This is a genomic window from Acetobacter sp. KSO5 (assembly GCF_044094635.1).
In the GTDB taxonomy this organism is placed as follows: Bacteria; Pseudomonadota; Alphaproteobacteria; order Acetobacterales; family Acetobacteraceae; genus Acetobacter; species Acetobacter cerevisiae.
The window spans coordinates 660,594-672,661 of sequence record NZ_CP172014.1; the positions used below are offsets into that span (position 1 = coordinate 660,594).

The 12,068-nt window shown below is 56.2% G+C and carries 13 protein-coding genes; all 13 read left to right on the forward strand.

Going from position 1 to position 12,068, the window contains the following annotated elements; all coding sequences use genetic code 11:
* Window positions 1–2 precede the first annotated feature (2 nt).
* Window positions 3–218 (forward strand): DUF2635 domain-containing protein, encoded by a 216-nt coding sequence (locus ACHQGU_RS03040; protein WP_395495826.1) that lies wholly within the window; start codon window positions 3–5, stop codon window positions 216–218.
* Window positions 215–1,696, forward strand: a complete 1,482-nt coding sequence (locus ACHQGU_RS03045) for a phage tail sheath subtilisin-like domain-containing protein (protein WP_395495827.1) — start codon at window positions 215–217, stop codon at window positions 1,694–1,696. The genes ACHQGU_RS03040 and ACHQGU_RS03045 overlap by 4 nt, the downstream gene beginning before the upstream one ends.
* 14 nt (window positions 1,697–1,710) lie before the next feature.
* A complete protein-coding gene (locus tag ACHQGU_RS03050) occupies window positions 1,711–2,085 on the forward strand; it encodes a phage tail tube protein (protein WP_253550188.1) in 375 nt (124 codons plus the stop codon).
* Window positions 2,085–2,735, forward strand: a complete 651-nt coding sequence (locus ACHQGU_RS03055) for a phage tail assembly protein (RefSeq protein ID WP_395495828.1) — start codon at window positions 2,085–2,087, stop codon at window positions 2,733–2,735. The genes ACHQGU_RS03050 and ACHQGU_RS03055 overlap by 1 nt, the downstream gene beginning before the upstream one ends.
* A gap of 117 nt (window positions 2,736–2,852) precedes the next feature.
* On the forward strand, window positions 2,853–4,820 hold the full coding sequence (locus tag ACHQGU_RS03060; protein ID WP_395495829.1) for a phage tail tip lysozyme: 1,968 nt from the start codon (window positions 2,853–2,855) through the stop codon (window positions 4,818–4,820).
* 3 nt (window positions 4,821–4,823) lie between these two features.
* Window positions 4,824–6,125: a DNA circularization protein gene (locus ACHQGU_RS03065; RefSeq protein ID WP_395495830.1), complete on the forward strand. Its 1,302-nt coding sequence runs from the start codon at window positions 4,824–4,826 to the stop codon at window positions 6,123–6,125.
* Complete coding sequence (locus tag ACHQGU_RS03070; RefSeq protein ID WP_395495831.1) at window positions 6,122–7,318, forward strand: phage baseplate assembly protein; 1,197 nt, start codon at window positions 6,122–6,124, stop codon at window positions 7,316–7,318. Before ACHQGU_RS03065 ends, ACHQGU_RS03070 begins: the two co-directional genes overlap by 4 nt.
* On the forward strand, window positions 7,318–7,827 hold the full coding sequence (locus ACHQGU_RS03075) for a phage baseplate assembly protein (protein WP_253550173.1): 510 nt from the start codon (window positions 7,318–7,320) through the stop codon (window positions 7,825–7,827). Before ACHQGU_RS03070 ends, ACHQGU_RS03075 begins: the two co-directional genes overlap by 1 nt.
* Window positions 7,828–7,851: 24 nt before the next feature.
* Window positions 7,852–8,352, forward strand: a complete 501-nt coding sequence (locus ACHQGU_RS03080; RefSeq protein ID WP_395495832.1) for a phage GP46 family protein — start codon at window positions 7,852–7,854, stop codon at window positions 8,350–8,352.
* On the forward strand, window positions 8,352–9,470 hold the full coding sequence (locus ACHQGU_RS03085; protein ID WP_395495833.1) for a baseplate J/gp47 family protein: 1,119 nt from the start codon (window positions 8,352–8,354) through the stop codon (window positions 9,468–9,470). The genes ACHQGU_RS03080 and ACHQGU_RS03085 overlap by 1 nt, the downstream gene beginning before the upstream one ends.
* 1 nt (window position 9,471) lies before the next feature.
* Window positions 9,472–10,020 (forward strand): putative phage tail protein, encoded by a 549-nt coding sequence (locus ACHQGU_RS03090; RefSeq protein ID WP_395495834.1) that lies wholly within the window; start codon window positions 9,472–9,474, stop codon window positions 10,018–10,020.
* Window positions 10,021–10,023: 3 nt separating this feature from the next.
* The gene (locus ACHQGU_RS03095; protein ID WP_395495835.1) at window positions 10,024–11,160 is read left to right on the forward strand and encodes a hypothetical protein; all 1,137 of its coding nucleotides are present in this window, start codon (window positions 10,024–10,026) and stop codon (window positions 11,158–11,160) included.
* Window positions 11,160–11,588 carry a hypothetical protein gene (locus ACHQGU_RS03100; RefSeq protein ID WP_395495836.1) on the forward strand — a complete coding sequence of 143 codons (429 nt, stop codon included), beginning with the start codon at window positions 11,160–11,162 and terminating at the stop codon, window positions 11,586–11,588. Before ACHQGU_RS03095 ends, ACHQGU_RS03100 begins: the two co-directional genes overlap by 1 nt.
* Window positions 11,589–12,068 lie beyond the last annotated feature (480 nt).

Consider the following 12,068-nt stretch of genomic DNA (forward strand, 5'->3'; position numbering starts at 1 on the left):
TGATGAAGGTAAAACCAGCCGAGGGGCGCGCTGTGCGGTTCCCTGGCACGCTCCGTCTGCTGGAAAAATCCGGGGCAGACGTGCCTGAAACAGCATTCTGGCTCCGCGCACTTGCCCGTAAGGACGTGCAATGTGTCACGGATTCCACACCTTCCACCGTTTCCCCGGCGCAACCTGCTGCCAGTTCTGAGACGGCAACTGAAAAGGCCTCTACATGAGCGGCTCTATCTCTGTTCCCGGTTATGCTGCCAATAACCGTGTCCCCGGATTTTATTTTGCACTGGATGGATCCAAGGCAAATACGGCTAGCGTTACCCGCCGGGTCCTGCTTATTGGCCAGCAGCTGAGCAGCAGCACAACGGCAGCTGGCATTGCCACGCTCTCTGGTGGTCCGTCTGACGCCATTGCGAAATACGGTGCCGGGTCCCAACTGGCACGCATGGTCATGGCCTACTGCCAGATTGATACATCAGGCGAGGTCTGGTGCCTGCCTCTGGCAGACCCGGCAGCAGGCAAGCCTGCCTCTGGCACCATTACGCTGACTGGTTCCGCCACCGCATCTGGCACTCTGCCTCTCTATGTAGAGGATCAGCTGGTGCAGGTTGGCGTCACGTTGGGTGATGCAGCTGCCACAGTTGCCACCAATGCTGTCACGGCACTGTCCGCCATTGCTTCCCTCCCGGTTGCTGCATCTGCGTCCGGCGGCACGATCACCCTGACGGCCAAAAATAAGGGCGTGACCGGGAATGATATCATGCTGGGGGTTGCCCTGCTGGGGCAGATGGGGGCGCAGTCCATCCCCGATGGCCTCACTGTCACTACGACCAGTCTGAGCGGGGGCACCGGCACACCGGAAACACTGGCATCGTTCATGGCCAGCCTTGGCGACCGTGTGTATGACCTCTTTGTCCATCCCTACACGGACACAGGCAGCCTTGAGGTATTCAAGGCGCTGTTTGACAACACCACAGGCCGATGGTCTCCCATGGAGCAGCTCTACGGCCACGGGATTGCGGCCATCCGGGGCACCTATGGGCAGGTGACAGCCGCAGGCATGACGCTCAATGACCCGCATACCACCATCATGCCTATTTCAGACAGCCCGTCCTCACCTCTCGTCTGGGCTACCCAGATCGGTGCATGGGTGGCCACGTCCATGCGGGACAACCCGGCACTCCCTGTTACAGGGCTTGCCCTGACGGTCCTGCCTCCAACTGACGCAGGCCGCTTTGGCCGGGATGAGCAGAACAGCCTGCTGTATGATGGCCTGTCTACCCACACGGTGGATGATAGTGGTACAGTGCTGATCCAGCGTCTCATCACTACCTACCAGACCAACACGTCCGGGCTGCCGGATGATAGTTATCTGGGGATTGAAACGCTGATGACGGCCGCCATCTGCCTGCCGGATATGCGCAGCTATCTGGCGGCACAGGTCGGCGGGTATATCCTGCTGGATGATGCCGCCAAGATTCCGGCTGGCGCCAAAGCCACCACAGCCAAGCTTATCGGAAAACTCTGTGTTGCCCGCTACCGGTATCAGGCCACGCAGCTCTGGGTTCAGAATGCGGATACCTTTGCCGCCAACATCGTCTGCCAGAATGCCGGAAACGGCGAGGTCAAGCTCCTGATGCCCTATGACTTCGCAAATCAGCTCTGGATCATCGCGGGCAATGCCCAGTTTGTTAAATCGTAAGGAGGCCACAGGACATGGCAGCATTTCGTGGCCCTCTTGCGGGTACAGCAACTCTCACCATCAATGGTGATGCCTGGAGCGTCGTCGGGGAAGCTCAGTGGCAGGCCGCTGGTATGGTCAATGAAACCCTCAAAGGCCAGAGTAGCGTTGAAGGCTTTTCCGCCATGCCGGGGCAGGGCTTTATCCAGGCAACATTGCGAGACCGTCGGGATGCCAAGGCCTCGGACCTTCAGGGGGCAAGCGGCTTAACCGTCATCCTGGAACTGGCAAACGGCAAGGTCATCACAGCCGTTGATGCCTGGCAGACTGAAAATATCAACGTCAACACGCAGGAAGGCACATTCGAACTGCATGTTGAAAGCGATACCGTGACTGAGGACACTGTCTGATGGATCCGCTGGAAGAAGAACTGTTCGGTGGGAAGTCCTCTGAAACCGAGGGCGACGAGCAGGACGGCGTTTTTGTCACAGCACCCATCCGCACCAAGGATGATCGTGAATGGACAACACTTTCCTGCCGGGAGCCATCGGTAGGGGAATGCCTTCTGGCCACGCGCACGATCGGGAAACGTCCTACGCTGGAAACGGTCTATGCATCGGAAATCGCGCTTCTGTGCCGCGTAACCGGCTGGCCCCAGACAGCAGTAGACCAGCTTCCCACCCGGACGCTGGATGCGGCCGTCGCCTATATCTCCCATTTTGAGGAAGAAGCGCGCCGGAAACCGGATGAAGAGCCCGACTGTCAGGATACGTTCCACCTGTCACTGATCCCACCGATCACGGCGGTTAACCGGGACTGGCAGGATATGGACTTGCGGGAGCCGACAGTCGCTGAGCGCCGCCGGTTCAAGGCGCAGGAACAGCGTGGCAGCATGGCAGATTTTCTGGAAGCTGAGATTAACCTGCTGACGGATGTCAGCGGCTGGCAGAGGGCCGCAGTGCTCAAAATGCCGATCAGCCAGTTTGCCAAAGCATCGGACTATCTGAACGGTTTTTTTATCGCTGGCCAGAAAACTGGGAGCGTCTCCCTGCCGATCTGAGCGCCTTCTGGCCCGGCTGGTCCCGTCAGGATGCGGAAACGCTGACTGGCTCAGGCATGATGTGGTGGATCGCGGAATCAAACCGCATTGCCGAACAACGGCGCAGGGAGGCCCAGCGTGGGCGCAGTCGCAACAACTAGCGCGCAGATCACTATTGGTGTGCGGGCACAGAAAGCCATAAGCGTTATTGATAATTTCAATAACAAAATGGCCTCTATTCAGGCCCCGGTTCTGCGTGCCACCAGAGCAATGCGGCGCTTTTCAGACCTGACGGGTTTGACACAGGTCCGTAATGCCATGGGGGCGCTTGGGCGCGGTACGCTCAATGCGTTCCGCTCGGTCAGTCGTATAGTGCCGGTTCTCGGCTCCATTACCGGAGCCACAACCCTTGCGGGGATTTATAAACTCTCCACAGCATGGGCGGACTTTGGCTCAAAGATGCGGACTACGTCGCGTTCCATAGGGATGCCGACAAGCCGCCTTATGGCCTTGCAAAATGCGGCGCAGCTTTCGGGTGGCTCTGCGGATGCTATGACGGGGGCATTAGGGCAGCTCTCCCAGCTTAAATGGGAAATGCCGCATGGTTTTGCGCCGGAGGCAGCTGCTCAGTTTCAGGCGCTCGGTATCAGCATGCAGGAGGTTGCAAAATCTTCGCCTGATAAATTGTTCGCGCGTATTGCTGACAAAATCCGGGGGATAAAAGATCCCGCAGCTCAGACAATTGCCGCCATGAAAATTTTCGGGCAGGCGGGGGAGGGGCTTCTTCCTATTTTCCAGCAATCCGCCGCAGAGTTTCGCCAGAATATTGAACTGGCCAGACGCTATGGCGTGATGAATGAAAAAGGGGCAGACGCAGCCCGGCAGCTACAAAAAGCACAGGCAGAGCTGGAACTGGCCGTTAAAGGGTTTGGCTTTAGTGTGGCTGAAGCTGTAGAGCCAGCCTTACGCCCGGTCATCCACCAGATAGCCGAGTGGATTGCAGTTAACCGGGAATGGATTTCTCAGGACATTGCAGGATATGTCCGGCAGGTAGTCAAATGGCTGAAAGATGGCGGCTGGGACCAGATTAAAAATGGTGTTCAGGGCGTCATGCACAGCATTTCAGATGTTGTGGACTATCTGGGGGGCTGGAAAAAGGCTGCTCAGGATGTTGCTGTTGGGATGCTGGTTCTTGGGGGTGTTAAGGTTCTAGGGGCGCTTGCCAGCCTGACGACAACCCTTCTCGGGGTGGCTGGAGCTTTCAAGGCAATCAAACTTGCACGACTGGGACTGGCCGGGCTGGCCGGTTATGAAACGGACGCGTGGCTCAAAAATCAGGACCCGCAAGATCGGCTTGGTGCATGGATTGACAAGAATGTGCCCGGTGCATCTTTTATTGATAATGCAGCCAGTCATATAGGATTTGGGCGGAGTTATGATGAGCAGGGCCGCGCGCAAAAAGAGATAGACGCCTCAGATAAGCAGAAACTCGCTACGGGCCGCCGCATCCGGGACTTTTATATGCGGAACGGCCTAACAGCTGAGCAAGCCGCCGGAATGGTCGCTAATCTGGATGCGGAAAGTGGTTTTAACCCATCGATTGTTGGCGATAAGGGAAGTGCCTATGGGCTTCTCCAGTTGCACAAAGATCGGCAGGATAATTTCCGCCGCGTGATGGGTCGGGATGTCCGTGGTTCATCGCTGGAGGATCAGCTCAAATTTTCAATGTGGGAATTTGGGCATACCGAAAATTCAGCATGGAATGCAATCAGGACCGCCCGCACAGCAGCCGCAGCAGGGGCAATTACATCTTATGATTATTTGCGCCCTGGCCTGACAGAAGGCGACAAAAGAGCAGAAATGCAGAGCCGTGGGGCTCTTGCCGGACAGTGGGCCTCACGTCTGTCTGCTCCGCCGGTAAGTGTTCCTTCTGGTGGAGGTTCTGGATCTGATCCGCATCAGGCCATGCTGCTGGATCTGCACGTCACCACAACCGGCCCGCATGGTGTCTCAGCCAAGGCAACCAGTAAAAGCGGCGGCCTTAAGGTACGCTCTGTCACCCAGCAGAGAGCCATGGATCCGGAAAGCACAGCCGTAGGACAATAAAAAATGCAGCTTGGCGGCCTCTCAAAACTTGCAGGAGAGTTCCTGCAGGGATCGTTTCGTGGCGTGCCTTTTGTTGTAGTGGGTAATGGCGGGCAGGCTGGGCGAAAACAGGCGGTGCATGACTATCCCTACCGGGACACGCCATGGGTAGAGGACCTCGGTCGCCGGGGTCGCCTCTATCGCATCACCGGCTTCCTGTGCGGCGCAACCTGCTATGTGCAGCGGGACCTATTGACTACTGCATCAGAGGCCAGTGGCCCCGGCCTGCTTATCCACCCGACAATCGGCGTAATCCGCGCCTCCTGCATGTCCTTTGAGTGGCGGGAGCGGGATGGCGTTACGGGCGTTATCGATATCCAGCTGGAGTTGCTGGAGCAGCGTAATCTGCTCACGTCTCTGGTCAAGACGGCTCTTGATGCTGCAGTCGCTACCGCAGCCATTGCTATGCAAGCATCTGCTTCCTCTGATTTCTCAGGGAAGGCTGTTCCTGCGTGGTCCGTTGGGGAGCCGTCTATCACAGCAGGGAAAGCAGCATCGGCCAAATGGGCAGCATCAGCTGCATCTTCCATCCGTTCTCCCGCTGTCATGGGGGCTTCTATCGCAACACTCCCTGGCAATAACGGGCGGTATGCCGCGCGGAACAACGGCACAATAGATCCCACGGCCACAGTTGATTCTGTCTGGTCCTCTCTCAGTGCCAATACAGCCTCTCTGGATGGGCAGATTGAAAGCCTGCAAACCACTACGTCCGTGGCAGATCTGGCAACAGTCATCCTCACAATACCCGAGAGCCTGCGGGGTGCTGTGGCCGATCCCGGCACGCAGCTGTCTGTCCTGCTTCCCCTTACGGTTTATAGCCCCGATAGCATCCAGACAACGGCCCCCATTGGCGGCGCCATTTCCACATTGGTCAGCGCGGTTGCGGCTCTATGCCGCCGGTCTGCTCTGGCAGCTATCGCGCAGGCCTGTGCAGACTGGCAACCAACATCCTCGCAGGAGGCTGAGGCTCTGCGACTGCAGGTAGCGGAGCTACTTGATGCTGAGGCTCTGGTGGCAGCTGATTCCGGGGATGACGCAACATGGCAGGCTCTGCGCACTCTCCGGGTGCAGGTTACGCAGGACCTTTCAGAACGTGCCAGCCGGCTTCCGGATCAGATCACCATCACACGCAATGCCTGTCTCCCGGCCCTTGTGCTGGGGCAGCAGGTTTATGCGGACGCGACACGCGCACCTGATCTGATCAAGCGGGCAGACCCCATTCACCCGGCATTCATGCCCGCCAGCTTTGAGGCTCTGTCAGCATGACCGTCTTATCTGATGCATCAGACTTTTTCGGATGGAGCGGTGAGGATCAGGACGAGGTTTCAATCCACGTTGCCGGGATGACGATCAGCGGCTGGCAAAATGTCTCCATCCGGATGGGGCTGGAGGTCATGCCATCCACTGCCCGCCTTGCGTTTACCGAGTATCAGCCCGATGGGCAGTACATGCTCAGCGTGGATCCGGGCATGCGCTGCCAGATCAGCATCGGCAAAGATCTGGTCATCACCGGTTACGTGAGCGTGGTGGAAACCAACACAGATGCCGCAGGCAATCTGATGTTTATGGAGATTGATTCTCTTTCCATTGACCTGATCGAGTGTTCTGCTGAGTTTGCTACCTATCAGATGAGCAGCACCAACGCTCTGGCGATATGCCAACAGGTGAGCCGCCCTCGTGGTGTGACTGTCACCAGTACGCAGGGGGCAGGCAATACAGACATCCAGCAGTTTTCTGTTATTCTGTCAGAAACGGCTTATGAGGTCATGGAGCGCGTCTGCCGCCTTGCCGGCTGTATCTTTTACGATCAGCCGGACGGCAGTGTGCTGCTCTCGCCGGTAGGTGCAACACAAGCCTCAGGTGGCTTCACCGAAGGTGAGAACATAGAGCAGATTTCCACCCGTCGTTCTATGCGCGGCAGGTTCTCGGAAGTCCGGGCCGTCATTCAGAACCCGGTTGTGCTGTTTACCCCACCAGATGGAGACGATTACGTCTCGCAGATGGATGCCGTTTCGGCCCCGGTCAATGCCGTTGCGACGGATCCCGGCGTGACAAGATCTCGCCCTTTGCTAATCCCGGTAGAATTGGGAGACGCAGACTACGCGGTTGCAAAGCAGCGTGTGCAGTGGGAAGTAGCTCGCCGCTATGGCCGCTCTCAGGTGATCGACCTGATCTGCGATAGTTGGCGCGACAAAAGCGGCAAGCTCTGGACCCCAAATACCAGGGTGCCGGTGAAGCGAAAATCATGGTCATCAGCGCAGATGTGGCTGATTGCAGAGGTAGAATTTTCGCGTGGGGAGGACGGAAGCCGTGCCCACGTCACCCTGATGCCACCCGAGGCATTTAAACCCGAGCCGATCCTGCTTCCCATGCAATCTAACGAGGCAGTAGCCGCAGCTAACAGCAGCGTAGGCGATGCCGGCGCGGATAGAACGCCTGTCCAGCAGGAGGATATTTGATGGCCAATCTTGCGCAGCGCGCGGCGCGCCGGATCGCTATGGCTCTTGGGGTAGGGCGGCAGACAGCGGATACAAACGAGCAGCCCTCCACACCGACAGTCCAGGTTGCTCTGCCCGCAGGTGAAATGCGGAGCGATGTGCCGTTTGTTCAGGAATATGGATTTGCCAGCCGACCTGTTCCCGGATCGGACATCGTTGTTATGTTTCAGGCAGGGGACAGATCACGAGGCGTCGCAATCGCCAGTGGCGACCAGCGCAACCGGCCCAAGGATCTGCAACCGGGAGAAGTCTGCGTATTCCACCCGCCAAGTGGGTCTCAGATCAAAATGCAAAAGGACGGCACCATCCTGATCAAACCCTCAGCAGGGAAAGGCACGTGGGATGGTGACCTTGATGTCAGCGGCACTGTTTCTGCTCAGGAATGCAAGGCGGGAAACATCGCCTTATCCACGCATAAACATAGCGGCGTGCAGCCCGGCAGTGGAGACAGCGGCCCCCCGTCCTCCTGACGCCCAAAGAGAAGAAAAATCCTGATGGATGTAGCGATTGTCTGGAATAATGCGCAGGCGCGGGGAGACTGGTCTATCCAGAACAGTGATCTCGCACTCGATAACCCCCTGCGCACAGCAATCATGGTCAGCCTGTTTACAGACCGGGTTGCCCCGGAGACCCTGAGCACTCTGGATCAGGCTGTTGGTATGAAATCCGCTCCGGATGCCGCAGGCTCCAACCATAGTGACCGGCGAGGCTGGTGGGGCGATGCATTCGCGCAAGAGCCTATAGGGTCTCGCCTCTGGCAGCTGCAGCGGGCTATCAAGGCCGGTCAGACCAGCACGCTGCGTGAGGCTGAGGCTATCTGCCACGAGGCGCTGCAATGGCTGATGGATGACGGCGTAGCAGCCTCAGTGACCGTCATGGCGTCATGGGCCAGTAGCACAACACCCACACTGCAATTTGCCGTCACGGTCACAGAGCCGGGCACCAACGCTACACAGCAGTTTTACTATTCATGGGCCTGGGAGGGCCTGACCTGATGCCCTACGCGCGCCCAACACTTACGCAGTTGCGCCAGCAGGCTCAGCAGGATGTTCTGGACGGCGGTATCCCCGGCGTATCTTCCATGCTGCGGTTTTCCGTCCTCTATGTCCTTTCCATGACCCTCGCAGGCCTCGCATGGCTGCATTATGGGTATCTGGACTGGATCGCCAAGCAGGCAGTCCCATGGACAGCAACGGGTGAATGGCTGGCTGCATGGGGGGCACTTAAGGGGGTAATCCGTAAGGCTCCCAGCGCGGCATCGTCTCCGGCCGTCACATTCTCCGCAACAGGAAGTTCTATCATCCCGGCGGGGACCAGCATCATCCTGACTGGCGGACTGACGGCGACTACAACCGCTGACAGCATCACGACCAATGGCCAGACCGTTGCCCCGGCCACCTGTGCAATCGCTGGATCTGCTGGGAACGTGCCGGCGGGAACCTCAGTCACGCTCTCCAGCCCGGTAGCCGGCATCCAGACCATAGGCACCGTATCCGAGCCATTTACCGGTGGCGCTGATATCGAGACAGAGGACGATTACCGAACCCGCGTAATGGATGCGTATCAGGATAGTGAGCGCATCGGCACAGAGGCCGATTACGAGCAATGGGCCCTGGCTGTCTCTGGTGTCACCCGTGCATGGGTTGTCCGCAATGGGTTCGGCACTGGAAGCGTTGTAGTCTACATCATGCTGGATGCTGCCAATGCTGCGCAGGGTGGCCTGCCACAAGGCAGTAACGGATGCGCGACGAAAGAGAAGCGCTATACCACAGCAACAGGTGACCAGCTCCGCGTAGCCAACGCGCTCTGGGACGAACAGCCCGTCACACCGTTGGTCCTCATCATGTCTCCCGTGCTGCAACCAACAGATTTTGTTATCTCGGACCTCGGTTCCAATAATACGACCGATAATAAAAACCTGATCACTTCCGCCCTGCAGGACATGTTTGAGCGTGTCTCCGGTCCCGGCGTGACCATATCCCCAAACCAGTGGCAGGAGGCCATCGCCGCCATTGGCCTGAGCGCTTACAATATCGTCTCTCCATCGGTCCCGATTGTAGCGGAAAACATCTCATCAATGCCTTCTCTTGGGACACTGACACTGGAAACATAACATGCCTGCTCCAAATTTCTCTTTTTCAGATTTTGGACAGGCTCTCCTCAGGATCTTGCCGCGTGGCCCCATCTGGTCGCGTGATCTGGACGGGATTCCAGCATATCTGGCCAATATCTGGGGAAAGACTTTTGCCCGGAATAGCGACCGGGCAGCAAATCTGCTCAAAGATTCCTTTCCCGCCACCACAGAGGAACTGCTTCCAGAGTGGCAAAAAACGCTTGCTCTGCCAGATCTAGTTGCATCATCAGCGCAGACGCTGGAGCAGCAACAATCTCAGGTAGTCGCCAGACTGACGGGCACAGGTGGGTGCTCAGTTCCGTATCTGGAGCAGTATGCAAAAACTCTTGGCTATACAGTCACCATTACGCCTTACAGTGCATTTTATTTTGGGATGCCTTTTGGCTCTCAGTTTGGTGGTGAGGGGTGGAATTTTGACTACCTTGTAACAGTCGATGACGCTGCAGAAAATGACCATACAGTTCTGGAATATGAACTGAGAAGACTGTCTCAGGCAGGAACAAATGTTTTTTTCACTTATACAGGATGACAAATGGACCTCCTGATTGCCCCCAATACAGTTTCTTTGGCAGAGGCAGATACAGCCCCCACCACAGGAACTCCGGGATATGCGACTGATGGCAACCCGACCACAGGCTCACCCAGAACACCTTTCCCGGCCTATGCATGGAATGCCATGCAGATTGAAGTCACGACCGTTATTACGAAAGCAGGCTTAGCCCTTAACCGTGATGATAATACGCTGCTCTATCAGGCAATTCAGAAACTTGTTGCTGAAGGGGAAGCCGAGGCTGCCGTTGGCTATACGCCAGTTGAGCAGGGCGGCACTAACGGGCTTGCATCTGACAAGATAAATATTGGTAATAGCAGCAACGGTCTATCAGCTTATATTTCCGGAAACTTGTGGGGAGTATTCGCCTCGCAGGCATGGGCTAATGGGCTGTTTTCTACAATCGCGCAGCTACAGTCTGAAACACAGCGTGCCACGACTGTTGAAAGTAACCTGCAATCCGGAAAAGTCGCTAAGTCTGGCGATGAAATGGACGGAGGCCTGAATATCAAATCAGGATCAGGGCTTACTGTAACGTTCGATCCGGGTGGGCAGACGACCGGGCAAATAACCAACTATGCGGGCATTACTTCTGTCGCCGGAGCGCGCGGGGGAACTTTTGGTTTTTATGTTCAGGAACTTGTTGGAACCACATTTAGCGGGGTATTTTCTCTAGGTTTTCCTGATGGAAGTTATAGATTTCTCAGTATCCCCGGCAATAGTGATCGTTTACATGATAGCACGTATGGGGATGTAGCTTATACATCTGATTTACAAAACTATGTGCCCTCATCTGAGATTTCTTCAGGAACAATAGATAATGGATACTATACTAAAATCGGAAATATCCTCAGGCAGACGTTTGATGTAACGCTTACGCCTGATAGTAACGGTAACGCTACAATCACGTTCCCTCAGGCATATTCTTCCCCTCCTAAAGTAATTGGGATGGGGTCTGTGGAAACAACTCAGAACCATTCTGCTATCGCTCTAAATCAGACCAACAGTAGCGGTGTTCTGACGTCAGCAACTCAGGCTTTTTTGCATTTTTCCACAGGGGCCAATACCTCTTCCGTGCAACAGTCAGTAGTGAATATAACTGTGGAAGGTATTGCATAATGACTGACGCAAAAACAGCTTATCCAGCCCGTTATTATGCGTCCTATGACAATACTGCGTCTCAGCCAACGCCCGTCACAGGGTGGTATGACACATGGGCTATGAGCAGTGTTTCAGCAGTTCCCAGCGCCAGCAGCATGATAGCCATTAGCGCAGACGACTGGAACAATACCGCCAGTTTCCGGCTACCGGCTGGCCGCGGCGTGCTGTCCGGAAAAATTATTGATTATTCTGTGCCGGTTGAGCCCGTCCCGCTTACCACGCAGGCTACAACTGCACTGGCTGTGGGGAGGCAAACAGTCTGGAACGAATACGGGTCAATCAACGAGGCCACTCCTGACGTATGGGTGACATATCTCAAGGATCTTGCGGCTATCGCCAATGGCACTGACACTGCCAGCAAAACCCTGCCGACGGCCCCATCATGACAGCACCCATCATATCTCCAGGCTGGGAGCCAGCTGCCGAACGTATGCTTTCAATGCCTGCTCCGCAACGCTTGCGAGGCATGGGGCCAACGCCGTCTCCTCAACTGACATTAAGACCTAAATCTAGTGCAGATAATCTGGATTATGGACTATCTCCACAGCAATGGCTGGCTGGGACTACAGACTATGTTGCGAGTGTGTCTGCTACCGTCCTGACGGGAACAGGAACTGCAACAGACCTGACTGTCTTAATGTCGTTTATCGTCAGTGGTGTGCCTGTGCTGTTTCTGGGTGGAGGCGAGCCTGGGACAGTCCAAACGCTTCAGGTCACTGTTAGGACTCAACAGGGCAGGATCTGGAGTTCGCCAGTTTCTATCGCCATCTATGACACTATAAGCGCCACACAGCCAAATATCGTGCCTACTCTCACAGATGGCACCCCAATTCCTCCGAACGCTATACGTCTGCCTGGTGGAGATA

Coding starts and splice junctions, on each gene's coding strand:
- ACHQGU_RS03095 (WP_395495835.1), top strand. CDS start 10,024: ATGGACCTCCTGATTGCCCCCAATACAGTTTCTTTGGCAGAGGCAGAT.
- ACHQGU_RS03075 (WP_253550173.1), top strand. CDS start 7,318: ATGGCCAATCTTGCGCAGCGCGCGGCGCGCCGGATCGCTATGGCTCTT.
- ACHQGU_RS03070 (WP_395495831.1), top strand. CDS start 6,122: ATGACCGTCTTATCTGATGCATCAGACTTTTTCGGATGGAGCGGTGAG.
- ACHQGU_RS03040 (WP_395495826.1), top strand. CDS start 3: ATGAAGGTAAAACCAGCCGAGGGGCGCGCTGTGCGGTTCCCTGGCACG.
- ACHQGU_RS03045 (WP_395495827.1), top strand. CDS start 215: ATGAGCGGCTCTATCTCTGTTCCCGGTTATGCTGCCAATAACCGTGTC.
- ACHQGU_RS03085 (WP_395495833.1), top strand. CDS start 8,352: ATGCCCTACGCGCGCCCAACACTTACGCAGTTGCGCCAGCAGGCTCAG.
- ACHQGU_RS03080 (WP_395495832.1), top strand. CDS start 7,852: ATGGATGTAGCGATTGTCTGGAATAATGCGCAGGCGCGGGGAGACTGG.
- ACHQGU_RS03050 (WP_253550188.1), top strand. CDS start 1,711: ATGGCAGCATTTCGTGGCCCTCTTGCGGGTACAGCAACTCTCACCATC.
- ACHQGU_RS03090 (WP_395495834.1), top strand. CDS start 9,472: ATGCCTGCTCCAAATTTCTCTTTTTCAGATTTTGGACAGGCTCTCCTC.
- ACHQGU_RS03100 (WP_395495836.1), top strand. CDS start 11,160: ATGACTGACGCAAAAACAGCTTATCCAGCCCGTTATTATGCGTCCTAT.
- ACHQGU_RS03065 (WP_395495830.1), top strand. CDS start 4,824: ATGCAGCTTGGCGGCCTCTCAAAACTTGCAGGAGAGTTCCTGCAGGGA.
- ACHQGU_RS03055 (WP_395495828.1), top strand. CDS start 2,085: ATGGATCCGCTGGAAGAAGAACTGTTCGGTGGGAAGTCCTCTGAAACC.